Here is a 24,997-nt window from a genome sequence, read left to right as displayed (position 1 = left end):
GGGCCAAGCCCCCGGTCGCCTGTCATGGTCACCGCCGAATCCGGCGTGCAGGCGAATTTCGGAACGCTGCGCGCCGCGATCCGCTTTATGCGGCTCTGTTCATTGCAAGGGTGATCGCTTCGAACGGTTTCAGCACCGGCCAGATCGGTTTGGCATGTTCGGGCAGGCGGGCTCGGTCGGTACCGGCCAGGACACTTGTGGCAAGCTCTTTGGGTTTGCGGCGCAGCCGGCCGATATACAGGCTCTCGACAGGGCAGCCGCCGGCCCGGATCGCCTCGTGACCTGGTAACAGGAGGTGGTGATAGGTCACGAGGTCAGCACCCTCGGCGAACCTGGCCGAGACACCGTTTACTAGATGCAGGGCAGGGGCAAGAACGGCCTCTTTGCCGAACATGTATTCCACTTCGGTACCGCTCAGGACCAGCCGCTGTTGAGGTGCGACGACGATGTCGCGATGCAGGCCGAAATAGGGCGCGCGGATCAGGACGGGCCGGAAACTGCCGCGGGCCGGCACGGTTCTGCGCACGGTGTGCAGCACCGGCACCTGATCGCCTTCGGCGGTCTTAACCAGGTTGCCGCGCTTCAGACGGTCGGCGAAAACCTCTCCGTGCGGCGTGGCAATTCTGATGGAACCGGTCAGGCCGGGCATCGGGCCGACCGGTTCGATGCGTGACGAAACGGCGATGAAATCGACCTCGGGATGCACATCGCGCTGCCCAGGCTGGGTGATGAGCATACGCAAATCTTCCTGCGGCACTGATCGTGGCGGTGCCAGCATCACCGATTGCACCAGATCCAGTTCGGGTTGTTCCAGGGTCAGCCGCGCCCATTCTCCGGGGGCATCCCAAGAATATGTCAGGCGCAGAACGGTAGCCCGGCTGTTGGGATCATGGCTGAGGGTCGCGTGGCGGATATCATCGCCCTGGTTTTCGATCAGGATGATACCGCCACCGGGCAACGCCTGGATCGAGAAGCTGCCGGGCCTGGGGTAATGCCTGCGAAAGGCCAGAAGCGTCTGCGGCTTCTTCTCGGGCGTGAGGCTGGTTTCCAGCATCAACGTGCCGCGCGGCATCAGGTCCGCCACCTCGCGCGGGCCGCCATCGGAACCGGCCGCTTGCCCCAGTCCTGCGGCGTCAAAGCGTCCGCCGTTCCGGTCGGCGATGCCAATCCATCCCATCTCAGGCCGCCCTTTTGCCGGTCATCAGCAGCTGTGCTTCGTAGCGTTTGAGCGTGCGGCGTGCGGCGGGGCTGTATCCGGCGCCGGTTTCCGGGTCGATCTCGGGGAAAAGCGCGCAGATTTCTTCAACGATTTCAGCCTCGAAACTCTTGGCGGTCTGCGGGCCGGGCAGGAAGCTTTCGGTTTCCAATCCTTCGGAAAAGACAACCTGATGGCGGTCGAAGAGGATGTGGACATATTCGACCATGCCACCTTCGACACGGCGTACGCTGTGGTCATTGACCAGATCGCGCGCGGCAATCAGCACCTCGGCTTCGCCGAACAAGAGCTCGGCCAGGCTGTCGCGGATCAGGACGCGATGCAGCGGCGACACGAGCAGTTCGCGATGGGTGCCAAAGGTGTTCGGGGCGATCCGGATCGGGGCAAAATCGCCAATCGCCTGAACATGGCGCTGACCGATCCAGCGCAGCGGCTGTGCGCCGTCGTCCTGCGTCATCACCAGATCGCCCGGAGCCAGCGTATCGACGGGCACTTCGCCCTCAGGGGTGCGGATCAGCGTGCCGGCCACGAAACAGGGGATCGACGAAACGGTGACAAATCCCACATCGGTGTTGCCTGTGGTGCTGGAAACCTCGTAGGTGAAGCTGAAATCCTCGATATCCCCGTCACCGGCCATGGTGATGGTGCCATCGGCGTTCAGGGTGATCTGCTGACCGCTGTTGAGTGTTACCACGGATCCGGCGGTCACGGCCTGGCCGTTGATTTCGGTAATGGTCAGTGTGCCGCCGGTATTGTTGATGTCATTGGCCAGCAGGTCGATGGTCTTGGTGCCGGTCGGAAAGAGGTTCGAGGTATCGTCCGTTGCCACCAGCGTGGTCTGGATACTGTCGCCCGCAATCAGCAGCGTGGAATCGTACCGGTTATCCGCCACGTCGGCGATACCGATCCTGATCGAATTCAGCACCCCGGAATTCACCGGTATGGTCAGGGTCATGGTGACCGTAAACCCGTCCATTTCGGTATTGAACTGGTCTGCCGTGTTGTCGAGGAAGAGATTGCTGTTGCTGCCGGAATTCAGGTTGTTCGGGTCGATATCGCCATCGCCAACGGCAAGGTCGACCTGGGTGCCGTTGATCCAGACGCCGACGAAATCCTGAAACTGGCCGTTGGTGAATTCGGGGTATTCCTCGGAGGCAAAGACGAACTGCATCGTCATCACATCACCGGTGGGGATGAAATCGACATCCAGGTAGGACGCGTCGAATGTGTTGGTCCCGGCGGCGGCGTTGAAATCGGGGTCGTTGTTGGGCCCGCTCGAATTGGTCGTCGTGCCTGTGTTCAGATTGGACTGAAACGGATTGAAGTTGGTGAAGCCGCGCAGATCACCGGTGGAAAACAGAACGCCGCTGTCGCCGGGGGTAACGCCCGGTGCGATGGCGTCGCCATTTGTGTAGATGCCCGAGGAATCCCGATCACCGGTGTAGGAGGCGCTGACGACGGTGACGCCATCCCCGAAGATTTCCTGTGCCATCTGCGTCGCAGATGCGCCTCTGTTGATCGGTAGTTCGGTACCTGCAACCATTTACTGCCCCAACCCATCTGTTGGAGGCAGCGCAAACGCCAGCCTGGCGGGGTTTTCCCCGCCTTATGTTACATGGACAATCTGATTGCCCGCTCGATACCGGGCCTTTGCGGCCCTGCTGAATTTGCCCTGCCTCGGGTCATTTGTTTGAGTAAGGCGTTAGCAAGAAATTACATTGCTGTTAAGGATTTTTCGCTTTTGGTTGCTGCAATCCGGCCGGGTGCGGCTTTTCAGTGGCATTTGCGCTTTGCCGCAAAGCGCGCTAGGTCCGCGCAACGCGACACGAAAATCCGATCAGAAACCATGTCCAATCCATCCGTAGATCCCGTTGACCTGACCGCCGACCTGGTGCGCTGCCCCTCGGTCACGCCCGAGGAAGGCGGTGCGCTCGTATTGCTGGAGGGGCTGCTCAGTGACGCGGGGTTTGCCTGTACGCGGGTTGACCGCGGCGGCATTCCGAACCTGTTCGCCCGCTGGGGGACCAAGGGCGCGGCCAGGACGTTCGGTTTCAACGGCCACACGGATGTGGTGCCCCTGGGCGACGCGGCTGCCTGGTCGGTGCCGCCCTTCGGGGCCGAGATAAAGGATGGCCATCTCTGGGGCCGTGGGGCGACAGACATGAAATCCGGCGTGGCCGCCTTTGCCGCGGCGGCGGTGGATTTTGTCCGCCAGACGCCGCCTGACGGCGCGGTCATCCTGGCCATCACCGGCGATGAGGAGGGCGATGCCGAACATGGCACCACTGCGCTGCTCGACTGGATGGCAGAACAGGGCGAGGCGATGGATGTCTGCCTTGTCGGAGAGCCGACATGCCCCGACACGATGGGCGAGATGATCAAGATCGGGCGGCGCGGGTCGCTTTCGGCCTGGTTCACGATCACCGGCCAGCAGGGCCATTCCGCCTATCCGCACCGGGCCTGTAACCCGCTGCCGGCGATGGCTCGTCTGATGGACCGCCTGTCGGCCCACGTGCTGGACGAGGGTACCGAACATTTCGACCCCTCGACCCTGGCCGTGGTCACCATCGACACCGGCAATCCGGCCACCAACGTGATCCCGGCACTGTGCCGGTCAACGGTGAACATCCGGTTCAACGATGCCCATACCGGCGCCGGTCTGTCCGCGTGGCTGCAAGGCGAGCTGGACAAGGTTGCCGGAGAATTCGGGGTGCGCGGTGAGATGAAGGTCAAGATTTCGGGCGAAAGTTTCCTGACACCGCCCGGTGCGCTCTCGGACCTGGTGGCGGCGGCGGTCGAGGCGGAAACCGGCATCGCGCCCGCCCTGTCGACAACCGGTGGCACATCGGATGCGCGTTTCGTCAAGGATCATTGCCCGGTGGTCGAATTCGGCCTGGTGGGCCAGACCATGCACCAGGTGGACGAGCGCGTGGCCGTCGATCAGATCGTCCAGTTGAAGGCGATCTATTCCCGTATCCTGCGCGATTATTTCGGCTGAGCCGATGCGCCCAACGCTGGTAGTCATGCTCAAAGAGCCGGTTCCGGGCCGGGTCAAGACCAGGCTGGGCCGCGATATCGGCATGGTCGGGGCGGCATGGTGGTTTCGCCACCAGGTGCGGCGGCTCCTGCGCGAGGTCGAAGACCCGCGATGGCGGCTGATCCTGGCGGTGGCACCGGATTCGGCGGGCATGTCCTCGCGGGTCTGGCCCCCGCACCTGGCACGGGTGCCGCAGGGGTCGGGCGATCTGGGCGCGCGAATGGCCCGGCTGATGCGCGGGTTGCCGCCGGGGCCGGTCTGTATCATCGGCGGGGATATTCCGGCTGTGCGCAAGAGCCACATCGCGCGCGCATTCCGACGGCTTGGCGCGCATGAGGCGGCGTTCGGCCCGGCCCCGGATGGCGGGTATTGGCTGGTGGGGCTGAAGCGTCTCCGGATTCCGGCGACGCTGTTCAAAGGCGTCCGTTGGTCAAGTGAAGACGCCTTGCAGGACAGTATTGCCAGCCTGGGCACGCCAGCCCGTGTCGTGCTGGTCGATGAATTGCGCGATGTGGATACCGCCGGCGATCTCTGAAGGGGGTGTTCCCAAAAGGAGTTCGCTTCGCTCACGCAGGTTGCTTCGTCGTTGGGCTTTGCCCGCCTCCTCGGACCGCCAGGACCGGGCGGTGGATTGTGAATATCGTCCCGCGGCGTTGCGTTTGCCGTGTGGTGCGGCCCGGCCATTCATGGTAGGTCAGCGGTATGAATGACATGCCTTCCAAGGACGACATCCTGCAGTGGATTTCGGACAACCCGACCCAGACCTCGAAACGTGAAATTGCCCGTGCCTTTGGCATCAAGGGAGCGGCCCGGATTGATCTGAAACGGATGCTCAAGGAGCTCGAGGCCGACGGGCATCTGCAAAAACGCAAGAAGACCTACCGCGATCCCGACAAGCTGCCGCCCGTTGCGGTTCTGAAGGTCTCCGGCGTCACGCCGGACGGCGATCTGATTGCGCGTGCGCTGGAATGGCATGGCGAGGGCGAGGCGCCGCGTGTCCTGCTTGTCGCACGGTCCAGCGATCCGGCCCTTGGCGAAGGCGACCGGATTCTGGCGCGCCTGACCGAGGTGAGAGGCGAGGCGCACCACTACGAAGGGCGGCTGATCCGCCGGATCGGGACCAACCCGCTGAAGGTACTTGGTGTTTTCCGCAAGCGGACCGAGGGCGGGCGCATCGTGCCGATCGACAAGGGCGACGGCAAGGAATGGGAAGTGCCGGCGGATGCCACCGGCGGCGCCAAGGATGGCGAACTGGTCGAAGCCGAACAGGCCGGGCCAAAGGGCCGCATGGGGCTGCCGCGGGCGCGCATCGTCCAGCGCCTGGGTGATCCGACGGCGCCACGGGCGGTGTCGCTGATCGCCATTCACCAGCACGGCATCCCGGATGATTTCCCCGATGACGTGATTGCCGAGGCTGACAGGATGAAACCCGCGGGCCTCAGCGGGCGCGAGGATCTGCGTGATCTGCCGCTGATCACCATCGACCCGGCGGATGCGCGCGATCATGACGATGCCTGCTGGGCGCATTCGGATGATGATCCGAAGAACGAGGGCGGTCACGTGATCTGGGTCGCGATCGCCGACGTGGCGCATTACGTGACTTCCGGCTCTGCGCTGGACCGTGAGGCCCGCAAGCGGGGCAATTCCAGCTATTTTCCGGACCGCGTTGTGCCGATGCTGCCGGACCGGCTGTCCGGCGATCTGTGTTCGCTGCACGAAGGCGTGCCGCGGGCGTGCATTGCCGTCAGGATGCAGGTGAATGCGCAGGGCGACAAGATCGGGCACCGGTTCGTGCGCGGGTTGATGAAATCGCCGGCCTCGCTGAACTACCGCGAAGTGCAGACGGCGATGGACGGCGCGCCCAACGACAAATGCGCACCGCTGATGGAGGAGGTGATTCGCCCGCTCTATGCCGCCCATGACGCGCTCAAGGCCGCGCGCCGGAACCGGCAGCCGCTGGAACTGGAGCTGCCGGAACGCAAGGTGGTGCTGGGCGATGACGGGGCGGTGGAAAGCGTCAATTTCACCGACCGGCTGGAGGCGCACAAGCTGATCGAGGAATTCATGGTTCTGGCCAATGTCGCCGCCGCCGAGACGCTGATCGCCAGAAAATCCCCGTTGCTGTTCCGGGTGCACGAGGAGCCGTCACCGGAGAAGCTGGATACGCTGCGCGACGTGGCCGAGGCGGCGGGGCTGGTGCTGGCCAAGGGACAGGTGTTGAAGACCTCGCATCTCAACGCGCTTCTGCGCGGCGCGCAGGGCACGGACCATGCCGAACAGATCAACATGTCGACGCTGCGCGCGATGACCCAGGCGTATTACGCGCCGTCGAATTTCGGGCATTTCGGACTGGCCTTGCAGGCCTATGCGCATTTTACCTCGCCGATCCGGCGCTATGCCGACCTGATCGTGCACCGGGCGCTGATCAGCGCGCATGGCTGGGGAGATGACGGGCTGAGCAAAGAGGATCAGGACCGGCTGGACGGCACCGCCGCCCATATCAGCGATACCGAACGGCGCTCGATGATGGCCGAGCGCGACACGACTGACCGTTACCTTGCGGCCTATCTTTCCGAACGGGTGGGTGACGAATTCACCGGACGGATCAGCGGTGTGGCCAAGTTCGGCGCCTTCGTGCGGCTGGATGAAACCGGAGCAGACGGGCTGATCCCGGTGCGCAGCCTTGGGCACGAGTATTTTCATTTCGACCGCGAGGCCGGGACGCTGATGGGATCGGATACAGGTATCCAGGTCGGGCTGGGCCAACGCGTTACCGTGCGCCTGGCCGAGGCTGCGCCGGTGACGGGCGGGCTGGCGCTGGACCTTGTCAGCCTGGATGGCAAGGCGATGCCGAAATCCGGGACCGGCAGGCGCGGCAGGCCGGCAAAGCGACAGCTGACCAAGGCCAAACGCAAATCGGACAAGACCAAGCGCAAGGTCAGACGGCGGCGCTGAGGTGGTAGGTCAGGGCGTGCCGGACCAGGTACGACAGGCGTTCCGGCTCGACCTGGTTCGGGCTGTCGAACAGAACAGCGCGGTTGCCGTCTATCCGGTCCCAGCCGGGAAAGGCCTGGGCATAGCTGGCGATGATCGTGGTCTGGCAATGGGCAAAGATGGCAAAGCTGGCTTCACGGTGTGGCCCGAGGCGGAGCGTCGACCCCGCGCGTCCTGAGGTCAGATAGGCGGGCTGACCCCACCGTAGCTCTTCCCGCAGCGGGCCGATCTGCGGAATCTCCTCCGCGACGCGGTAAACCAGATCCCGCAGCATAAGCACGCCCGCACGAGTCGACGGCTTGTAGCCTGACATGACACGGGCTATCTCGGGTGGCGGGCACGGGGCGGGCATGACATCGCTCATGAAAAAAACAATTTCAGATAACATCCGCTGATGACAATATTTGTCAGCATATGCGAAGATACTGGCTGACATGACACGGACCCACCGACTTTTCCAACTGATGCAGTCGCTGCGCAATACCGAGCCGCCAGCGACCGCGTCGGCGCTGGCCCAGTCCCTGGGGGTCACGCCGCGTACGATCTATCGCGATATCGATGGCCTGCGCAGCCTGGGCGCGGTGATCGACGGGGCGGCGGGGTTTGGTTACACGCTGGTCGAGGATGCGGCCCTGCCCCCGCTCAATTTTGACGATGATGAGTTGGAAGCGCTGGTGCTGGGCCTGCGCGAGGTGGGGGTGGTGGGTGACCCGGCTTTGGCCGCCGCGGCCGACAGCGCGATGTCCAAGCTTCGCGCCCGCCTGCCCGCAAGCCAGGCCCGCCGGCTGGAACACGCGGTTCTGACCGCGCAGCGATACGCGCCCCTGCCGGAACCGGGGGTCGACGTCACCGTGCTCAGGCGGGCGACGTGGGACGAGCGCACGATTCGGTTCGATTATTCCGATGTCGAGGGGCGGCAGACCACGCGCAGCGTCGATCCGTTGTCGATCGTCTACATGCAGGCATCGCATTGCCTGCTGGCCTGGTGTCATCTGCGCAAGGATTTCCGCGCCTTCCGGCTGGACCGGATGCGCAACCTGACCGTCACGGATGCCTCCTTTCGGCCGCGCCGGGTGCCGATGCTGCGTGATTGCCTGGCGCAGATGTGCGGCTGATTCCAGCGATGTCGGCAGAAGCTCGCATCTTTCGAGTTTGATCCCTTTCGATCTGACCGGATTCGGACTATGTTCGGGTAAAACAAAAAGGGGCCGGGCAATGCACATACGTGTTCTGGTGGCCGCAGTAACAGGCACATCAATCGGAATTTCGGCACTGGCGGCGGCGCCGGTGGAAACCTCTCTGAGGCCGCAGGTACGGCCCGGAACGATGAGCGCGGAGGCGGTGGTTGTCAGCATCGACCTGCCCGTGCGCAGCCTCAGACCGGTGGCGCGGCCCTCGGCGGCGGCCGCGACCGGTGGCGAGGCCAAGGTCATCCAGGTCGCCACGTCGAACCCGGCTTTTGACCGCTGGATCGCGGCCTTCCGGGGCCGCGCCCTGAATGCCGGGATCAGCAGCCGGACCTTTGATCGTGCGTTCCGCGGGGTGCAGTACATCCCGGACGTGATCAAGAAGGACCGCAACCAGGCGGAATTCAAGCGGCAGATCTGGGACTATCTCGATAGCGCGACCTCGCCGCCCCGGGTCGACGGCGGCAAGAAGGGTCTGCGCCGGCACAACCGCACGCTGCGCCGGATCGAAGAGCACTACGGCGTCGAGAAAGAAGTGGTGACCGCCATCTGGGGGCTCGAGAGCTATTACGGCACCCGCAAGGGCGACACGCCGCTGATCGGGGCGCTGGCCACGCTGTCCTTTGACGGGCGCCGCGGGGCTTTCTTTGAAAAACAGCTGATCGCGGCGCTCAGGATCATTCAGTCGGGCGACGTGGCACCGGCGAACATGACAGGTTCCTGGGCGGGCGCCATGGGACATACGCAGTTCATCCCGACCTCATACCTGGCCTATGCAGTGGATTTTACCGGCGATGGCAAACGCGACATCTGGTCGGATGACCCGACCGATGCGCTGGCCTCGACCGCCGCCTATCTGAAACGCTTCGGATGGCGCCGGGGGATGCCCTGGGGGGTCGAGGTACGTGTGCCCCGCGGCGTCAATCCGGGCAGCGCCAAGCGGATGCCCTCGGACTGGGCAGCGCGCGGGGTGGTCGGCATCGACGGCAAACCGGTGCGCGATTTCGGCTCGGCGCGGATCCTGCAACCGGCGGGGCCCAATGGCGCGTCCTTCATGGTCTTTGCCAATTTCGACGTGATCAAACGTTACAACAATGCCGATGCCTATGCGATCGGCGTCGGCCATCTGTCGGACCGGATCGCGGGCGGGCCCGAGATTCAGGCCAGTTGGCCACGCGGTTACGAGCCGTTAACATTCGAGGGACGGATGGAGGTCCAGCGGCTGCTGAAACGGCGTGGCTACCAGCTTGAAAAGATCGACGGCATCATCGGGCCGAACAGTGCAAAGGCAATTCGTCATTTCCAGCAATCGGTAGGTGTCAAACCCGACGGGTATGCTTCGAAAGAGGTGCTGAACCTGCTCAGGACGCGGTGATGCCTGTGATGCAGCCGCTGCAGGACAGAGCCTGGCGGGGTGAATGGATGCTGCGCAGGGTTGTGTAACCTTGCTTGGTTGCGGATCGCCCCGCCCTTCATGGCAGGCGGGGCGGGGGTGTCCTATTTGCCGGCTTCGACGACATCCTCGACGGTGCGCAGGCCGGTTTTGGGGGATTGAACCAGCACTGCCATGTTGCCCGGCTTGTGCTCGTTCTTGCGCATCTTGACATGCGCGGCCGGGATCTCATCCCACGGGAACACCTCGGACATGCACGGATCAAGCCGGCGCTCGACCATCAACTGATTGGCCGCCGCGGCCTGTTTCAGGTGGGCAAAGTGCGACCCTTGCAGGCGCTTCTGGTGCATCCAGATATAGCGCACGTCGAAGGTGCAGTTATAGCCGGTCGTGCCCGCGCAGATCACCACCATGCCGCCCTTCTTGCAGACAAAGCTGGAAACCGGGAAAGTCGCCTCGCCGGGGTGTTCAAAGACGATATCGACATTGTTGCCCTTGCCGGTGATGTCCCAGATCGCCTTGCCGAACTTGCGCACTTCCTTGAACCAGTCGTTATATTCCGGCGTGTTTACGGTGGGCAACTGGCCCCAGCAGTTGAAGTCCTTGCGGTTCAGCACGCCCTTGGCGCCCAGGTCCATGACGAATTGGCGCTTGTCCTCGTCGCTGATGACACCGATGGCGTTGCCGCCCGCCGCGTTGATCAGCTGGATCGCGTAAGAGCCCAGCCCGCCCGAGGCGCCCCAGACCAGCACGTTCTGGCCGGGTTTCAGCTCGTGCGGATGATGGCCGAACAGCATTCGGTAGGCGGTGGCCAGCGTCAGCGTGTAACAGGCGCTTTCCTCCCAGGTCAGGTGCCGCGGGCGCGGCAGCAACTGCTGGGCCTGCACGCAGGTGAACTGCGCGAAGGAGCCGTCGGGCGTCTCGTAGCCCCAGATTCGCTGGCTGGGCGAATACATCGGGTCGCCGCCATTGCAGTGCTCGTCATCGCCGTCATCCTGGTTGCAGTGGATCACGACCTCGTCGCCCACTTTCCAGTTCTTGACCTTGTCGCCCACCGCCCAGACGATGCCCGAGGCGTCAGAGCCGGCAATGTGGTAATCGGCGCCGTGAACGTCGAACATGCTGATCGGGATGCCAAGGCCTGCCCAGATGCCGTTGTAGTTCACGCCGGCGGCCATCACCAGAACCAGCACTTCGTGGCTGTCGGGCATGGGCACATCGACCGTTTCAAGCTGCATGGCCTGATCGGGTTCACCCTGGCGCTCGCGCCGGATGGCCCAGGCGTACATCTGCTTGGGCACATAGCCCAGAGGGGGCATTTCACCTACTTCGTACAGGTCTTTTTGGGGTGCATCGTAGGGCGCGATGCCGGTTTCCGTATCCAAAGCCATTAGGACCTCCTTGTCAGAGCGTTTCGCCGCGATGCAGAATCGCGATTTCCGGCAATTGGTAGCGCCCGATGCGCAACAATGCAATGCCGTAGGTGGTATTTTTGTAATTTTATAACCGAGCAGATGCAGAAAAATCGACTCTATTCGCTGCGTTTGCGAAATAGATGTTCAATCGACGCCGCGTAATAGGCCACGATCGGTCGTTCATGCTCTGCCAGGGTCAGATGTCCCTGATCCTCGATGACCATGCCCCGTTTGACCAGGTTTCGCAGGCCGACATCCACCGCGTATTCCTCGTCATCCCGCGGCATATGTATGTGGGCCTGAGGCAGCCCGGCCATCATCTCTTGTACCTGCGCATCCAGTTCTGCCCGGGACAGCGCGCCATCGGCCAGTATCAGGGCGCGCGCAACCAGGGGCACCGGCAGCACCGGCACTTCCTCGCCGATCCGGGTCATCAGCAGGCGGGCCAGGTCTTTCAAATCGCCCCTCGGATGGTCCTTGAGAAATCCGTTCAGCGACACCGGCGCGCCGAAACTGGCGGCTGCATAGCCGTGGCGATGATATTTGCCGGTGATCCGCAGCCTGATCTGGCGAAAGACGAAACGGGTGATCACGCTGATCCGTGCCCGGAACCGGCGCTCGCCTTTCTGGCCGGCGGTGACCAGGATGCGATCTTCGAAGACGCGGTCGTAGTTGACGGCGACGGGCACGAACACCACGTCGCGTTCCAGATTGGTGCGGCCCTCGACGATATATTTGAGCAGGCCCAGCTTCGGCGGCGACAGTTTGCCATCCAGGCTCAGCCCGCCTTCGGGGAACATCGCCTGGGTGACGCCGCCATCGGTGGCAAGGCCCACATAGCGCGCCAGCACCCGGCGGTAGAGGTCATTGCGGGATTTTCGGCGAATGAAATAGGCGCCCATCGCCTTAATGAGCCTGCTCAGCGGCCAGACGCGGGCCCATTCTCCGACCGCGTAACTCAGCGCCGAGCGTTCCGCCGCCAGCCATGTGACCAGAACGTAATCCATGTTGCTGCGGTGATTCATTACGAAAACCACCGTCGCATCCTTGTCGACCTTGCTCAGCGAGGCCTCGTCGAAATTGCCCAGCCGGACGCGGTAAAGCGAACTGCTCAGCCATTTTGCCAGCTTGATCGCCACGCCGAAATAGGCGGTGGCGGAAAAGCCGGGCACGATCTCGCGGGCGTAACGCTTGGCCTGTTCGAAGGCCACGTTCTCGGGGATGCCTTCCGCCCGGGCGTGATCGGCGACGGCGCGGCTGACCTCGGGATCGTAGATCAGGCGCTGGATCATGTCGTAGCGCCGCGCCAGCTTGAATGGCTCTATCGGCCGCTCCAGCCGCTGGTTCAGCCGTGCCACGGCCCGTTCCATCCGGCGGCGGAAAAACCAGCGCACGGAGGGAAACAGAAAATGCGAGGCAAACGTCACCGCCGCGAACAGCAACAGCATCACCAGTGCCCAGAGGGGCATTTCGACAGAACGCATCATCCGGCGACTCTTGCAGCAATGAGGCGGGGGGACAATATCAGTTACACGGATTGGCAAGAGGTTCACGTGCAGAAATACACCATCCAGCAGGGTTTCGGCCCGGTCCATCGCGCGGCGGCCGCCGCATTATACTGGCGGTCGTTCCGGGGAAAGCTTGGCAAATTGATGGGCCCGGACGCACGGGCGCTGGCCTATTTCGAGATCGCGATGGATCCGAGTTACGTATTCTGCGCCATTGGCGCGGATGACACCCTGCTGGGGCTTGCCGGGTTCAAGACTGGAAATGGCAGCCTGACGGGCGGCGCCCTGCGCGACATGACGGGCGCTTACGGATGGGTTGGTGGCACCTGGCGCGCGCTCTTCCTGTCATTTCTGGAACGCGAGGTGCAGCCCGGCGTGCTGCTGATGGACGGTATCTGCGTAAGCCCTGCCGCGCGGAGCCAGGGCGTGGGCACCGCGCTGCTGTCGGCGGTCAAGGAACATGCGCGCCATTCGGGCCTGAATTCCGTGCGGCTGGATGTAATTGATCGCAACCCGCGCGCGCGGGCGCTGTACGAACGCGAGGGCTTCGTGGCGACGGGCCGTGTCCGAACCGGGCTGCTCGAACCGGTTTTCGGCTTTCGCGCGGCGACGACGATGGAACGTTCCGTTGGGTGATTGCTCCGAAATGCCGCGATGCAGCGAATTGACATTGGCATAATCTTCCAAGTATCAATCCCTTGACGTAACAAAATTGCGCAAGCTGATTCACGAGGTCCGACCATGTCGCAGATGCAGAAAGACCGCCCCTGGCTGATCAGAACCTATGCTGGCCATTCCACCGCCAAGGCCTCGAACGCGCTTTACCGGTCGAACCTGGCCAAGGGGCAGACGGGGCTGTCAGTTGCCTTCGACCTGCCTACGCAGACCGGCTATGACAGCGATCACGTGCTGTCACGCGGGGAGGTCGGCAAGGTCGGCGTGCCGGTTTGCCATCTGGGCGACATGCGTGCGCTGTTCGACCAGATCCCGCTGGAACAGATGAACACCTCGATGACGATCAACGCCACCGCGCCGTGGCTGCTGGCGCTCTATATCGCCGTGGCCGAGGAACAGGGGGCGGATGTCGGCAAGCTTCAGGGCACGGTGCAGAACGACCTGATCAAGGAATACCTGAGCCGCGGCACCTATATCTGCCCGCCCAAGCCCAGCCTGAAGATGATCGGCGACGTGGCCGAATACTGCTATACGAACGTGCCGAAATGGAACCCGATGAACGTGTGTTCCTATCACCTGCAAGAGGCTGGCGCCACGCCCGAACAGGAACTGGCCTTTGCGCTGGCCACCGCAATCGCCGTGCTGGACGAGTTGAAACCGCGTGTGCCCGATGCCGATTTCCCGGCGCTGGCGGGGCGGATTTCGTTCTTTGTCAATGCCGGCATCCGTTTTGTCACCGAGATGTGCAAGATGCGCGCCTTTGTCGATCTCTGGGATGAAATCCTGCAGCACCGCTATGGCGTCGAAGATCCGAAATTCCGCCGTTTCCGCTATGGCGTCCAGGTCAACTCGCTGGGCCTGACCGAGCAGCAGCCTGAAAACAACGTCTACCGCATCCTGATCGAGATGCTGGCGGTTACGCTTTCCAAGAAAGCCCGCGCCCGCGCGGTGCAGCTGCCGGCCTGGAACGAAGCGCTTGGCCTGCCGCGCCCCTGGGATCAGCAATGGTCGATGCGGATGCAGCAGATCCTGGCCTATGAGACTGACCTTCTGGAATTCGATGACCTGTTTGACGGCAACCCGGCGGTGGATGCCAAGGTCGAGGCGCTGAAGGACGGCGCGCGGCACGAGCTGGCGAATCTTGACAGCATGGGCGGGGCCATCGGCGCGATCGACTACATGAAGTCGCGGCTGGTCGATTCGAACGCCGAGCGCCTGAACCGGATCGAGAAGAACGAAACGGTCGTCGTGGGCGTCAACAAGTGGACCGAGGGAGAGATGAGCCCGCTGATGACCGGCGACGGCGGCATCATGGTGGTCGACCCGGCGGTTGAGGTCGAACAGATCGCGCGGCTGAACGAATGGCGCGCCGAGCGTGACGGCGACGCGGTCAAACTGGCGCTGGCGGAGCTGCGCGAAGCGGCCAGCAAAGGCCAGAACATCATGCCCGCGTCGATCAAGGCCGCCAGGGCCGGGGTGACCACCGGCGAATGGGCCGCGCAGATGCGCCAGATCCACGGCGAATATCGCGGCCCCACCGGCGTGTCCGCCAGCCCGTCGAACAAGACCGAAGGGCTGGACGAGATCCGCGACGCGGTCGATGCGGTCAGCGACCGTCTGGGCCGCCGCCTGAAATTCCTGGTCGGCAAGCCGGGGCTGGACGGGCATTCCAACGGCGCCGAGCAGATTGCCTTCCGCGCCCGCGATTGCGGCATGGATATCGGGTACGAAGGTATTCGCCTCACGCCCGAGGAAATCGTGACCGCCGCGCTTGAGGACCAGGCGCATGTGGTCGGGCTGTCGATCCTGTCCGGCTCGCACCTGCCGCTGGTCGAAGACCTGATGGGAAGGATGCGCGAGGCCGGTCTGGGCGACGTGCCGGTGATCGTGGGCGGCATCATCCCCGATGAAGACGCCAGACGATTGCTGGAAATGGGCGTTGCGCGGGTCTACACACCCAAGGATTTCGAGCTGAACACGATCATGATGGATATCGTGACCCTGGCCGACCCCAAGGCTGTCGCGGCGGAGTAATCCGTGGTTTCAGAGCCGGTGAATGGCGGATAGTATCCGGGGCGAACGATCCAGGGATACGCCCATGACCAGCCCTTCTGATGCCGATGCCCGCCGCGCGATCAAGCCGGTGATCTGCTATCCGAATGACACCTTGCTCGAACCCGATCTGGCGCTTTACGCGTCTGCGCGGGAGGGTGCGCAGAAGGTTGCCGAAGTGCTGGCACCCCCGCGCGAGGCCGCCTGTTTTCGCGCCCCGGCGGGCCATTTCTTTCGCATCACGTCGGTCGAGGGGCCGCAGGTGGGCGATCTGAACCTGTGGAACGCCAATGACCTGTCCGAGCGGTTCTACTCGGGCAAATCCCGCGCGCTGCATGGCACGCATCTGACAACCGGCGAGCGGATGTGGTCATCCTTTCCGCATATGCGGCCGATGGCGACGATCACCACCGATACGCTGAACTGGTACGGGATCGACGGGTTCGGCGGCTCGGTCCATGACGTGATCGGCACGCGCTGCGACCCCTATACCGGCAACCTGCTGAGCGGTACGCAGTATCATCATTGCTGTCACTCCAACCTGATCCGCGCCCTGGCGGACGAGACCGGGATGTCGCTGGCAGAGGCCGAACCGCATGTGCATGACGTGCTCAACGTCTTCATGTGCACCGGGTTCACCCGCGATACCGGGCAGTATTTCATGAAGGCCAGCCCGGTACGCCCCGGCGACTATATCGAGTTCTTTGCCGAGATCGACATTCTGGGCGCGCTCTCTGCCTGTCCGGGTGGCGATTGCTCGACCGGGCATTCCAGCGATGACGCGGCCTGCTATCCGCTGCTGGTCGAGGTTTTTGCACCGCAGCAAGGCGCGCTGGACGGCTGGCAAAGCCCCGCATCGAACGGCTACGACCGAAGCCACGGTCGCTGATCGCGCCGCGCCGGTCGTGTCAGGTGCGGCGCATTCACCTGACCACCAGAAAACCTGGCCCTAGTGCAGCCAGCACCATTGGTGATGCCGCAGTTCAGCGGCTGTATTTTATGAAAGGTGTCAGGGTGGCGATCCGGTCATAGAGTTTCCGGGCGTCCTTGTTGAAATCCTGCGTCAGCCAATAGACCGATGGGCAGCCATCGGTATCGGCGGCGGCATAGACCGCCTCGATCAGTTTGCGCCCCACGCCGGTGCCGCGCACCGCCGGGTCGGCATAGAGATCCTGAAGATAACAGACATTTTCCAGCCGCCAGTTATGCGGGTGGTAGATGTAATGCACGAGCCCCACCAGATCGCCGTGCTGTTCGGCCACGAATCCCTTTTGATTCGGTCGGTTATGGGAACAAAGCCGCTCGAATGTTGCCTCATAGACGGCGTCCGAAACGCTGCTCTCGTAGAATTCCAGATAGGCGGTCCACAGCTTGCGCCATTGCGTCTTGTCGCCGGGAACGATGGGGCGGATGATCGTGTGTTCAGACATGGGCAGACCCCGCGTTCGGATAATGTACGATCCGAATCCTACGTCGGAATTTCACGAAAAACCACGCTTAAGGTTCAGGGCGCTAAAAGGTACTGAATGCAGAAACCTCCGGCGCTCCCCTGCGCTGTGCGGCCAGCACCTGGCCCAGCCGGTTTTCAGCGGTCCTTGGCCAGTTTCACGATGGTCGTGTCGGTGTCTTGGGCCAGTTCCTCGAAATCGAAATTATCCAGCCTGTCGGCACGTTTTCCGGCACGGGTGGCGGCGGTGATCACCCCCGAGACATCGTCGCCCGCCTGGCGCAGATGGGTTTCCAGCTTGCCGGCTTTTTCGCCGATGATCTCGACATCGCGGTGCAGCTGTTTCAGCGCCTTGCGGATCGCGCCCGCCTGCTCGCGCATCCGCGCGTCCTTGAGGATGGCGCGCATCGTGTTCAGCGTTGCCATGCAGGTGGTGGGCGAGACGATCCAGACCCGTTGGTTGAACCCGTGGCGGACGATATCGGGCAGGCGGGCGTGCAACTCGGCATAGACCGCTTCGGAGGGCAGGAACATCAACGCGCCATCGGCGGTTTCGCCTTCGATCAGGTATCTTTCGGAGATCGCGTTGATATGCGTGCGCACCGCGGTCTTGAGCTCGCCCAACGCGCGGTTCGCGCTTTCCTTGGTCTCGGCGGCGACCAGCGCCTCGTAGGCTTCCAGCGGGAATTTGGCGTCGATCACGATGGGACCGGGCGGATTGGGCAGATGGATCAGGCAATCCGCCCGCCGTCCGTTGCTGAGGGTCGCCTGAAAGCTGTAGGCATCCGCGGGCAGCGCCTTGGACACGATATCGTTCAGCTGGATCTCGCCAAAGGCACCGCGCGTCTGCTTGTTGGACAGGATATCCTGCAGGCTCAGCACATCGCCGCTGAGCTTTTCGATATTGGTCTGGGCCTTGTCGATCGTGGCCAGGCGTTCCTGCAGTTGCGTCAGGGATTCGGTGGTCTTCTCGGACGAGCCGTGCAGCGTTTCCTTCATCCGGTCCTGCATCTCGGACAGGGCCAGTGCCGCGCGGCGGGCATTTTCGGCCAGCTTCTCGTTCATCTGCAGTTGCACATCCGCCAGCCGCGTTTCGACCGTCTGGATGACCTGAAGCTGGGCATTGGTCTGGGTTTCGCTGACGGTCTGCAGGTTGCCCGCAAGCTGGTGCTGGTTCTGGCCGATGGTCTGGACATCGCGGTTGAGCTGCCCGACCTGCTGCACCACGGCCTCGACGGTCCGGGCGGAACGGCCCGAGGCGCGCACCGCCATGACAAGCAGCACGAGTATGACCAGAAGCACGAAGGCACCGGCCAGCGCGGCAATGGTCAGCGGCTCGTTCAAAGCAAAGGTGTGGGGGCCGATCTGGATCATGTGCGCCCGAACAGCCGTTCTATATCGGCCAGCTTGAGTTCGACATAGGTCGGCCTGCCGTGATTGCACTGGCCGGAATGCGGCGTCGCCTCCATCTCGCGCAGAAGCGCATTCATCTCCTCGGCCTGCATCCGGCGGCCCGACCGGACCGACCCGTGGCAGGCGACGCGCGACAGGATCGCCTCGATCCGGGCGCGAACCGTCAGGCTGTCATCCTGGTCAGCCAGCTCGTCAAGGATATCGAGGACCATCGCCCGCGCGTCGACCTGCCCCAGGATGGCGGGGGTTTCGCGCACCGCAACCGTGCCGGGCCCGAAACGCTCGATCGTTAGCCCAAGGGTCGCAAGCCCTTCTGCCAGCTCCATCAGGCGGGTGGCGTCCGCCTCGGACATCTCGACGATTTCCGGGATCAGCAGGGCCTGAGAGGCGACGCCGCTCTCGGCCATCTGGCGTTTCAGTTTTTCATAGACCAGCCGTTCATGCGCGGCGTGCTGATCGACGATGACCATGCCATCGGCGGTCTGGGCGATGATGTAATTTTCATGAACCTGCGCGCGCGCGGCACCCAGGGGCATGTCCTGCGCCGGTGTCTCGGGCTGTTCGATTTCAACGGGTTCGACCCGTGCGCTGTAGCGGTCCTGTAACTCGTCAAATCCACGGGCCTCTACAGGCGGCATCGGCGGTGCGGCTGGCCGGTCCATCTGGTACACGCGCGGGGTGCCGGGGGCGGGGCGGAATGCTCCCAGCGTGGCGCCCGCAACCGTGGTCGAGGCGCGGTGCCCGGCCTCGGCCAGCGCATGGCGCAGACCGGAAACAATGAGGCCGCGCGCCAGCCCCGGATCACGAAACCGGACCTCGGATTTGGCCGGGTGCACGTTCACGTCGACCAACGTCGGGTCGCAGTCGACAAAGAGCGCCGCCGCCGGGTGACGATCGCGGCTGAGAAAATCGTGATACGCCGCCCGCAGTGCGCCATAGAGCATCTTGTCACGTACCGGACGGCCGTTGACGAAAAGGTACTGCGCCACGGATGAACCGCGCGAATAGGTGGGCAGCGCGGCATAGCCGGTCATGTGCAGCCCCTCGCGGGTGGCGTCGATCCGCAGCGCATTTTCGGCAAAGTCATTGCCCAGGATCCGGGCAAGCCGGCCATGCAGCGCGTCGAACAGGTCGCCGGTCTCGGGATCAGCGCGGAAGGTCACGCGGCCCTCGCCACCGCCGGAGGTGTCACGCAGAGTGAAGCCCACGAAGGGCTCGGCCATGGCAAGCCGTTTCACGGTGTCGGTGATCGCCTGGGTTTCGGCCCGGTCGGTGCGCATGAACTTGAGCCGCGCCGGTGTGGCATAGAACAGATCGCGCAGCGTCACGATGGTGCCGCTTCCCAGTGCGGCGGGTCTGACAGCGCCGGTCGTGCCGCCGTTGAGGGTAATCTCGGCGGCATCCGTCCCCCGCGTGCGGGAGGTGACGGTCAGCCGACCCACGGCGCCCAGTGACGGCAACGCCTCGCCACGGAACCCGAACGTGTGGATATTAAGCAGATCGCTGCCGTCGATTTTCGAGGTGGCGTGGCGCGACAGGGCAAGCGGCAGATCATCCGGCGCGATGCCGCAGCCATCGTCGGTGACGCGGATCAGGGTCTTGCCGCCATCTGCGATGGCGATCTCGATCCGCGTGGCGCCCGCATCGAGCGCATTTTCCACCAGTTCCTTGACCGCCGAGGCCGGACGCTCGACCACTTCGCCCGCGGCGATCCGGTTGATCGCGGCATCGTCAAGCTGGCGAATGACGGGTGCCGTTTCGGTGCGGTTTTGGCTTATATGGGGTGCGGATTGGGCCATGCCACAAGACTTAGCACAGTTGTCTGCGATTCGGGAACCGGATTACGGTGGAGGTTCCGCCCCGGGCGCGATAGGGTGAGCCAGCAAAGACCGACAGCAAGCGAGGCATGGCATGCAGCAGGAAAACATCGGCGGATCGGTGCTGGAAACCTGGGAAGTGGACGAGGTGGCACAGGCCTGGGCGGCAAACCAGATCGTGCTGATCGACGTGCGCACGGTGCAGGAATATGCGCTGGAAAGCATCGAGGGCGCCTTGCTGATGCCGATGGCGTTTTTTCATGCCGACAAGTTGCCTGGGCAATCGGACAAACGGATCGTGTTCCACTGTGCCGGCGGCGCCCGGTCGGAACGGGTGGCGCGGGCCTGTATCGAGGCCGGTATCGAGCGCATTGCGCATATGCGCGGCGGGTTCGGGGCGTGGAAGGCCGCGAAGCACCCCTATCTTGGCATCAACATGGGAACGGGCGCGCCACAGCGCATCCATGGCTGATTGAGGCACCGGCTGACGGGCCGCCGCAACGAAAGAACCCGGGCATCTCTGCCCGGGTCAGTAGCGTCTCGTCCCAACTGATCAGGAAGTCTCAGGTGGTTGAGAACTCGGGATAGGCCTCCATGCCCAGTTCCGCCATGTCCAGGCCGTTGATCTCGACCTCTTCGTCGACGCGCAGGCCCATGGTGGTCTTCAGCACCAGCCAGACGATGGCCGAAGCGGCCGACACGAACAGGCCGACGACCACGATCGAGTAAAGCTGCGTGCCCAGGCTGGCCGCGTCATTGGTGAATACCACGGCGATGGTGCCCCAGATGCCGGCAAAGAGGTGGACGGGGATCGCGCCCACGACGTCGTCGATCTTGAACTTGTCCAGCAGCGGTACGGTGAAGACCACGATGGCACCGCCTGCCCCACCGATCAGGGTGGCCTGGATCAGTGACGGGGTCAGCGGTTCGGCGGTGATCGACACCAGGCCTGCCAGCGCGCCGTTCAGGATCATGGTCAGGTCAGGCTTCTTGTACATCACCTGGGTCATGATAAGCGCCACGACAGCCCCGGCGGCAGCCGCCGTGTTGGTGTTCGAGAAGATGCGGCTGATGTCGGCGACATTGCCGGCGGTATCCATGTAAAGCTGCGAGCCGCCGTTGAAGCCGAACCAGCCCAGCCACAGGATGAAGGTACCCAGGGTCGCCAGTGCCAGGTTCGAACCGGGGAACGGATGTACCTTGCCGTCCTTGTACTTGCCCAGCCGCGGCCCAAGGATGATGGCACCGGTCAGTGCCGCCCAGCCACCGACGGAATGCACGACGGTCGAACCGGCGAAATCTTGGAAGCCCATGCCGTCAAGGAAGCCGCCGCCCCATTTCCAGCTGGCCTGGATCGGGTAGATCACGGCGGTCAGCACGACAACGAAGACGAGGAAGGGCCACAGCTTGATCCGTTCGGCCAGCGCACCGGAAACGATCGAGGCGGTGGCGGCGCAGAACATCAGCTGAAAGAAGAAATCCGAACCGACCGACGCATAGGTAAGGTCGGGTTCGGCACCTTCCAGCCCGACGGGTTCCAGCGACGTGACCGAGAACGCGCCCAGGATACCGTCAATCGACCAGCCATCGCCCGGATACATCAGGTTGTAGCCCAGCACGTAGTAGAAGATCGAGGCAAGCGAGAAGAGCGCGACGTTCTTGGTCAACTGCATCGTCACGTTCTTGCCGCGCACCAGCCCGGCCTCAAGCATGGCGAATCCCGCGGCCATGAAAAAGACCAGAAAGCCCGAGACAAGGAACATGAACGTGGTGAAGATAAAGCCGATATCGGCATTGGTGGGCGTCGTGTCCGCCTCTTGCGCAAGGCCAATACCCGGCAATGCGATCAGAGTTGCGGCAAGGCCCAGTTTAGTCAGGGTTTGCATGTGGTTTCTCCTGTAGTGGGTTGTCTCAAAGCGCGTCGTCATCGGTTTCGCCGGTGCGCACGCGAGTTGCTTGCTGGAGGTCGAGGACAAATATCTTGCCGTCACCGATCTTGCCGGTGCGCGCCGCGTCCGAGATGGTGCTGACCACCTGGTCGGCCATGGCCGAGCTTACCGCGATTTCCAGTTTGACCTTCGGAACGAAATTCACGGCATATTCCGCGCCACGATAGATTTCGGTATGGCCTGACTGTGCGCCAAAGCCCTTGATTTCCGTTACCATCATGCCGCGCACGCCGATACCGGTCAGCGCCTCGCGAACCTCGTCCAGTTTGAAGGGTTTGATCGTCGCAATTATCAGTTTCACCTGTTTCCCCTTTAATTTCTCAAGTGCCGAACACATGTTTCAGTCGCGCTCAGACTGGTTTGATTCTGCGCCGCAGCAAAAGATTTGGGTGGGGATAGGTGCGATATTTGCGAGATATTTGCACAAAAATTAATCACAAAATACGAAGTGGCTAAAAATTGTGCAAATCAAAAAGGACAAACACCTTGCGCTCGGGGGTCTACATTTGCCCGATCGCACGATAGAGTGCCGCAAAACAATAAGGTCCGGGCAGGGCACGCATGAGTAAATCCGGTGGGAAAAGGCCTCCTTTGGTGGCCGAGAGACGTTATAGCAAGAGCAGGTCTGCGAAGGCGACCCGGCGCAAGCCCGCGACCAAGCGCAGGCGGCGAACACCGGCGCGCAAACGCAATCCGATCGTGGCGTTTTTCCTGCGGATCATGCGCTGGTGCCTGCGGGTCATCTGGTGGATCACCTGGCGGGTAACGGCGGTGGTTGCGTTGGTTGTCGGGTTGTCGGTGGGCTATGTCTACGCCACGCTGCCGGATCTGGCGCAATTGCTGGACGGGCGCGCGCGCGGCTCAGTTACCTTGTTGGACCGCGAAGGCGAGGTATTTGCCTGGCGCGGCGACCAGTTCGGCGGCGAAGTCACGGCCGATACAGTCAGCAAGCACCTGAAGAACGCCGTCGTGGCGACCGAGGACAAGCGGTTCTACCGCCATTTCGGGATCAGCCCGCGCGGGATTGCCAGTGCTGTGCGCATCAACCTGAGCGAGGGGCGCGGGCCGCTGAGCGGACATGGCGGGTCGACCATCACCCAGCAGACGGCCAAGCTGCTGTGCCTCGGTGTCGAATATGACAAGAGCAAGTGGAAGGACGAGGCCGCCTATGTGAACGATTGCCGCCGCGGGTCGATGTCGCGCAAGATCAAGGAAGCGGTCTATGCGCTGGCGATGGAGCTGAAATATACCAAGGGCCAGATCCTCTCGATCTATCTGAACCGCGCCTATATGGGCGGCGGGGCTTACGGTGCCGAGGCGGCCTCGCAACGCTATTTCGGCAAATCGAGCGCGCAAGTGAACCCGTCCGAGGCGGCCATGCTGGCGGGGTTGCTGACCGCGCCCTCGTCCCTGGCGCCTACCTCGAACCTCAAGCGTTCGCAGGACCGGGCGGCGACGGTGCTGCGGCTGATGTATGAGCAGGGCTACCTGACCGCGAAACAGATGCGCGAGGCGCAGAACGCCCCGGCGACGCTGAGCGCGGCCGCCAAGGCGCAGACCGGCGGCTATTTCGCCGACTGGGTGATGGACAGCGGCCCCGAGTTCTTTACCCGTGACACGACCGAGGACGTGATTATCCGGACCACGCTGGACCAGCGCATCCAGAAGGCGGCCGAAGATGCGCTGGATTATATCTTTGAGAACAAGGTGCGCGACGGGTCCAAGGCGCAGGCGGCAATCGTCGTCATGTCCGCCGACGGCGCGGTGCGGGCGATGGTGGGCGGGCGCGATTCCAAGGTGGTGGGCGCCTTCAACCGCGCCACACAGGCCAAGCGTCAGACCGGATCGGCGTTCAAGCCCTTCGTCTACGCCACCGCGCTCGAGCTGGGCCACGGCTGGGATTCGGTGGTGGTGGACGAACCCTATTGCCTGAATATCCCCGGTTCAGGCCGCTGGTGCCCCGAAAACTACACCCGCAAACATTATGGCCGCGTCCGGCTGGTCGATGCGCTGCGCAATTCGCTCAACGTGCCGGCGGTCAAGGTCAGCGAAAGCGTGGGCCGCGAGCTGGTACGCGAGGTCGCCACGGGGTTCGGCATCGACAATGAACTCGCCGAAGGGCCGGCGCTGGCGCTGGGTGCGTCGGAAAGCACGCTGCTGGAGATGACCGGCGCCTATGCGGGCATTCTGAATGGCGGTTCGTCGGTCACTCCCTACGGGCTGACCGAGCTGCGCCTGCTGGGGGATGACCAGCCCACGATGGACCAGACCGGCGGGATTGGCGAGCGGGTGATCCAGGAGGCCGCGGCGCGCGAGCTGACATGGATGATGTACCAGGTGGTCAATAACGGCACCGGCAGCCGCGCCAAGCTGCCCGACCGTGATGCCGCGGGCAAGACCGGCACCACCCAGGCGGCGCGCGATGCCTGGTTCCTGGGCTTCACAGCCGATTACGTGACCGGTGTCTGGATGGGCTATGACGACAACACGCCCCTGACCGGTGTAACCGGTGGCGGGCTTCCGGCGGAGATCTGGCACGAAACGATGACGCGCGTGCACGAGGGAACGCCCGTCCACGCCTTGCCGATGACCCGTCCCGCCCCCAAGACCGTGGAACGGCAGGACCAGCGGCAGCGCCAGCGGCGCAACAGGGGCAATGCAATCGAGAATCTTTTGCGCGATCTCTTCGGGACCAACCGCTAGCTTCTGCGCCTGGGCTGTGGCGGTCAGATAGGCAACGCCATTCTTTGCGCATGGTCGAAACCGGTGACCGATACGCCCGCTGGACCGGGCTTAACAATTCCGGCCTTAAATGCTAAAGTTGCGAAATTAATACTCGGCAATCCCATAGATTGAGGGCAGTCCGGCGCGCCCGGTTCATTGGCATTGCGGAA

At 63.2% G+C, this 24,997-nt stretch carries 20 protein-coding genes; 10 read left to right on the top strand and 10 right to left on the bottom strand.

The features are described 5' to 3' along the window. Positions 1 to 85: 85 nt before the first annotated feature. Together AAFO92_RS06870 and AAFO92_RS06865 are read right to left on the bottom strand one after the other, a co-directional pair. Positions 86 to 1,177 (bottom strand): Hint domain-containing protein, encoded by a 1,092-nt coding sequence (locus AAFO92_RS06870; protein ID WP_347533976.1) that lies wholly within the window; start codon positions 1,175 to 1,177, stop codon positions 86 to 88. A gap of 1 nt (position 1,178) precedes the next feature. After that, positions 1,179 to 2,759 carry a Hint domain-containing protein gene (locus AAFO92_RS06865; protein WP_347533975.1) on the bottom strand — a complete coding sequence of 527 codons (1,581 nt, stop codon included), beginning with the start codon at positions 2,757 to 2,759 and terminating at the stop codon, positions 1,179 to 1,181. A gap of 303 nt (positions 2,760 to 3,062) precedes the next feature. Between AAFO92_RS06865 and dapE the strand changes: the two genes are divergently transcribed. The 3 genes from dapE (at position 3,063) to rnr (ending at position 7,208) form a co-directional block, all read left to right on the top strand. Beyond that, the gene (gene dapE, locus AAFO92_RS06860) at positions 3,063 to 4,214 is read left to right on the top strand and encodes a succinyl-diaminopimelate desuccinylase (protein WP_347533974.1); all 1,152 of its coding nucleotides are present in this window, start codon (positions 3,063 to 3,065) and stop codon (positions 4,212 to 4,214) included. Between the two features lie 4 nt (positions 4,215 to 4,218). Next, positions 4,219 to 4,788, top strand: a complete 570-nt coding sequence (locus tag AAFO92_RS06855; protein ID WP_347533973.1) for a TIGR04282 family arsenosugar biosynthesis glycosyltransferase — start codon at positions 4,219 to 4,221, stop codon at positions 4,786 to 4,788. A 167-nt stretch (positions 4,789 to 4,955) separates the two neighbouring features. Beyond that, positions 4,956 to 7,208, top strand: coding sequence for a ribonuclease R (gene rnr, locus AAFO92_RS06850; protein ID WP_347533972.1), 2,253 nt, complete (start codon positions 4,956 to 4,958; stop codon positions 7,206 to 7,208). On the opposite strand, the gene AAFO92_RS06845 is transcribed toward rnr, so the two are convergent. Beyond that, on the bottom strand, positions 7,192 to 7,599 hold the full coding sequence (locus tag AAFO92_RS06845; protein WP_347533971.1) for a DUF1801 domain-containing protein: 408 nt from the start codon (positions 7,597 to 7,599) through the stop codon (positions 7,192 to 7,194). The two genes, rnr and AAFO92_RS06845, sit on opposite strands and share 17 nt — an antisense overlap. 82 nt (positions 7,600 to 7,681) lie before the next feature. On the opposite strand from AAFO92_RS06845, the gene AAFO92_RS06840 reads away from it, so the two are divergent. Next, complete coding sequence (locus tag AAFO92_RS06840; RefSeq protein ID WP_347533970.1) at positions 7,682 to 8,362, top strand: YafY family protein; 681 nt, start codon at positions 7,682 to 7,684, stop codon at positions 8,360 to 8,362. A 100-nt stretch (positions 8,363 to 8,462) separates the two neighbouring features. Beyond that, positions 8,463 to 9,809 (top strand): lytic murein transglycosylase, encoded by a 1,347-nt coding sequence (locus tag AAFO92_RS06835; protein ID WP_347533969.1) that lies wholly within the window; start codon positions 8,463 to 8,465, stop codon positions 9,807 to 9,809. Between the two features lie 122 nt (positions 9,810 to 9,931). Here the strand turns inward: AAFO92_RS06835 and ccrA are convergent, their stop codons facing one another. Beyond that, entirely contained in the window at positions 9,932 to 11,218 is a 1,287-nt protein-coding gene (gene ccrA / locus AAFO92_RS06830; protein WP_347533968.1) for a crotonyl-CoA carboxylase/reductase, read from the bottom strand. A gap of 140 nt (positions 11,219 to 11,358) precedes the next feature. Then, positions 11,359 to 12,729, bottom strand: coding sequence for a 1-acyl-sn-glycerol-3-phosphate acyltransferase (locus AAFO92_RS06825; RefSeq protein ID WP_347533967.1), 1,371 nt, complete (start codon positions 12,727 to 12,729; stop codon positions 11,359 to 11,361). A gap of 66 nt (positions 12,730 to 12,795) precedes the next feature. Here AAFO92_RS06825 and AAFO92_RS06820 point away from each other — a divergent pair, with 66 nt between their 5' ends. From AAFO92_RS06820 to AAFO92_RS06810, 3 genes are all read left to right on the top strand, one after another. Beyond that, positions 12,796 to 13,386, top strand: a complete 591-nt coding sequence (locus tag AAFO92_RS06820) for a GNAT family N-acetyltransferase (protein ID WP_347533966.1) — start codon at positions 12,796 to 12,798, stop codon at positions 13,384 to 13,386. A gap of 105 nt (positions 13,387 to 13,491) precedes the next feature. Further along, positions 13,492 to 15,459 carry a protein meaA gene (locus tag AAFO92_RS06815; protein WP_347533965.1) on the top strand — a complete coding sequence of 656 codons (1,968 nt, stop codon included), beginning with the start codon at positions 13,492 to 13,494 and terminating at the stop codon, positions 15,457 to 15,459. Positions 15,460 to 15,523: 64 nt separating this feature from the next. Next, positions 15,524 to 16,366 carry a DUF1989 domain-containing protein gene (locus AAFO92_RS06810; RefSeq protein ID WP_347533964.1) on the top strand — a complete coding sequence of 281 codons (843 nt, stop codon included), beginning with the start codon at positions 15,524 to 15,526 and terminating at the stop codon, positions 16,364 to 16,366. A 94-nt stretch (positions 16,367 to 16,460) separates the two neighbouring features. Here AAFO92_RS06810 and AAFO92_RS06805 read toward each other — a convergent pair whose 3' ends face one another. The 3 genes from AAFO92_RS06805 to mutL form a co-directional block, all read right to left on the bottom strand. Further along, entirely contained in the window at positions 16,461 to 16,907 is a 447-nt protein-coding gene (locus AAFO92_RS06805; protein ID WP_347533963.1) for a GNAT family N-acetyltransferase, read from the bottom strand. Positions 16,908 to 17,062: 155 nt separating this feature from the next. Beyond that, positions 17,063 to 18,298: a DNA recombination protein RmuC gene (rmuC, locus tag AAFO92_RS06800; protein ID WP_347533962.1), complete on the bottom strand. Its 1,236-nt coding sequence runs from the start codon at positions 18,296 to 18,298 to the stop codon at positions 17,063 to 17,065. Continuing rightward, positions 18,295 to 20,136 (bottom strand): DNA mismatch repair endonuclease MutL, encoded by a 1,842-nt coding sequence (mutL, locus tag AAFO92_RS06795; protein WP_347533961.1) that lies wholly within the window; start codon positions 20,134 to 20,136, stop codon positions 18,295 to 18,297. The genes rmuC and mutL overlap by 4 nt, the downstream gene beginning before the upstream one ends. A 112-nt stretch (positions 20,137 to 20,248) precedes the next feature. Between mutL and AAFO92_RS06790 the strand changes: the two genes are divergently transcribed. Next, the gene (locus AAFO92_RS06790) at positions 20,249 to 20,626 is read left to right on the top strand and encodes a rhodanese-like domain-containing protein (protein WP_347533960.1); all 378 of its coding nucleotides are present in this window, start codon (positions 20,249 to 20,251) and stop codon (positions 20,624 to 20,626) included. Between the two features lie 91 nt (positions 20,627 to 20,717). On the opposite strand, the gene AAFO92_RS06785 is transcribed toward AAFO92_RS06790, so the two are convergent. Both AAFO92_RS06785 and AAFO92_RS06780 read right to left on the bottom strand, forming a co-directional pair. Then, positions 20,718 to 22,040, bottom strand: coding sequence for an ammonium transporter (locus AAFO92_RS06785; RefSeq protein ID WP_347533959.1), 1,323 nt, complete (start codon positions 22,038 to 22,040; stop codon positions 20,718 to 20,720). A gap of 25 nt (positions 22,041 to 22,065) precedes the next feature. Next, positions 22,066 to 22,404 (bottom strand): P-II family nitrogen regulator, encoded by a 339-nt coding sequence (locus tag AAFO92_RS06780; protein WP_347533958.1) that lies wholly within the window; start codon positions 22,402 to 22,404, stop codon positions 22,066 to 22,068. Between the two features lie 260 nt (positions 22,405 to 22,664). On the opposite strand from AAFO92_RS06780, the gene AAFO92_RS06775 reads away from it, so the two are divergent. Then, positions 22,665 to 24,806: a PBP1A family penicillin-binding protein gene (locus AAFO92_RS06775; RefSeq protein WP_347533957.1), complete on the top strand. Its 2,142-nt coding sequence runs from the start codon at positions 22,665 to 22,667 to the stop codon at positions 24,804 to 24,806. Positions 24,807 to 24,997: the final 191 nt, after the last annotated feature.

Source organism: Roseovarius sp. CAU 1744, from assembly GCF_039839345.1.
In the GTDB taxonomy this organism is placed as follows: Bacteria; Pseudomonadota; Alphaproteobacteria; order Rhodobacterales; family Rhodobacteraceae; genus Roseovarius.
The sequence above is the reverse complement of the archived record's forward strand: the minus strand, read 5'-3'. Positions and strand labels throughout refer to the sequence as shown.

Coding starts and splice junctions, on each gene's coding strand:
- rmuC (WP_347533962.1), bottom strand. CDS start 18,298: ATGATCCAGATCGGCCCCCACACCTTTGCTTTGAACGAGCCGCTGACC.
- AAFO92_RS06855 (WP_347533973.1), top strand. CDS start 4,219: ATGCGCCCAACGCTGGTAGTCATGCTCAAAGAGCCGGTTCCGGGCCGG.
- AAFO92_RS06810 (WP_347533964.1), top strand. CDS start 15,524: ATGACCAGCCCTTCTGATGCCGATGCCCGCCGCGCGATCAAGCCGGTG.
- AAFO92_RS06790 (WP_347533960.1), top strand. CDS start 20,249: ATGCAGCAGGAAAACATCGGCGGATCGGTGCTGGAAACCTGGGAAGTG.
- ccrA (WP_347533968.1), bottom strand. CDS start 11,218: ATGGCTTTGGATACGGAAACCGGCATCGCGCCCTACGATGCACCCCAA.
- rnr (WP_347533972.1), top strand. CDS start 4,956: ATGAATGACATGCCTTCCAAGGACGACATCCTGCAGTGGATTTCGGAC.
- mutL (WP_347533961.1), bottom strand. CDS start 20,136: ATGGCCCAATCCGCACCCCATATAAGCCAAAACCGCACCGAAACGGCA.
- AAFO92_RS06845 (WP_347533971.1), bottom strand. CDS start 7,599: ATGCCCGCCCCGTGCCCGCCACCCGAGATAGCCCGTGTCATGTCAGGC.
- AAFO92_RS06870 (WP_347533976.1), bottom strand. CDS start 1,177: ATGGGATGGATTGGCATCGCCGACCGGAACGGCGGACGCTTTGACGCC.
- AAFO92_RS06805 (WP_347533963.1), bottom strand. CDS start 16,907: ATGTCTGAACACACGATCATCCGCCCCATCGTTCCCGGCGACAAGACG.
- AAFO92_RS06840 (WP_347533970.1), top strand. CDS start 7,682: ATGACACGGACCCACCGACTTTTCCAACTGATGCAGTCGCTGCGCAAT.
- AAFO92_RS06865 (WP_347533975.1), bottom strand. CDS start 2,759: ATGGTTGCAGGTACCGAACTACCGATCAACAGAGGCGCATCTGCGACG.
- AAFO92_RS06825 (WP_347533967.1), bottom strand. CDS start 12,729: ATGATGCGTTCTGTCGAAATGCCCCTCTGGGCACTGGTGATGCTGTTG.
- AAFO92_RS06775 (WP_347533957.1), top strand. CDS start 22,665: ATGAGTAAATCCGGTGGGAAAAGGCCTCCTTTGGTGGCCGAGAGACGT.
- AAFO92_RS06785 (WP_347533959.1), bottom strand. CDS start 22,040: ATGCAAACCCTGACTAAACTGGGCCTTGCCGCAACTCTGATCGCATTG.
- dapE (WP_347533974.1), top strand. CDS start 3,063: ATGTCCAATCCATCCGTAGATCCCGTTGACCTGACCGCCGACCTGGTG.
- AAFO92_RS06815 (WP_347533965.1), top strand. CDS start 13,492: ATGTCGCAGATGCAGAAAGACCGCCCCTGGCTGATCAGAACCTATGCT.
- AAFO92_RS06835 (WP_347533969.1), top strand. CDS start 8,463: ATGCACATACGTGTTCTGGTGGCCGCAGTAACAGGCACATCAATCGGA.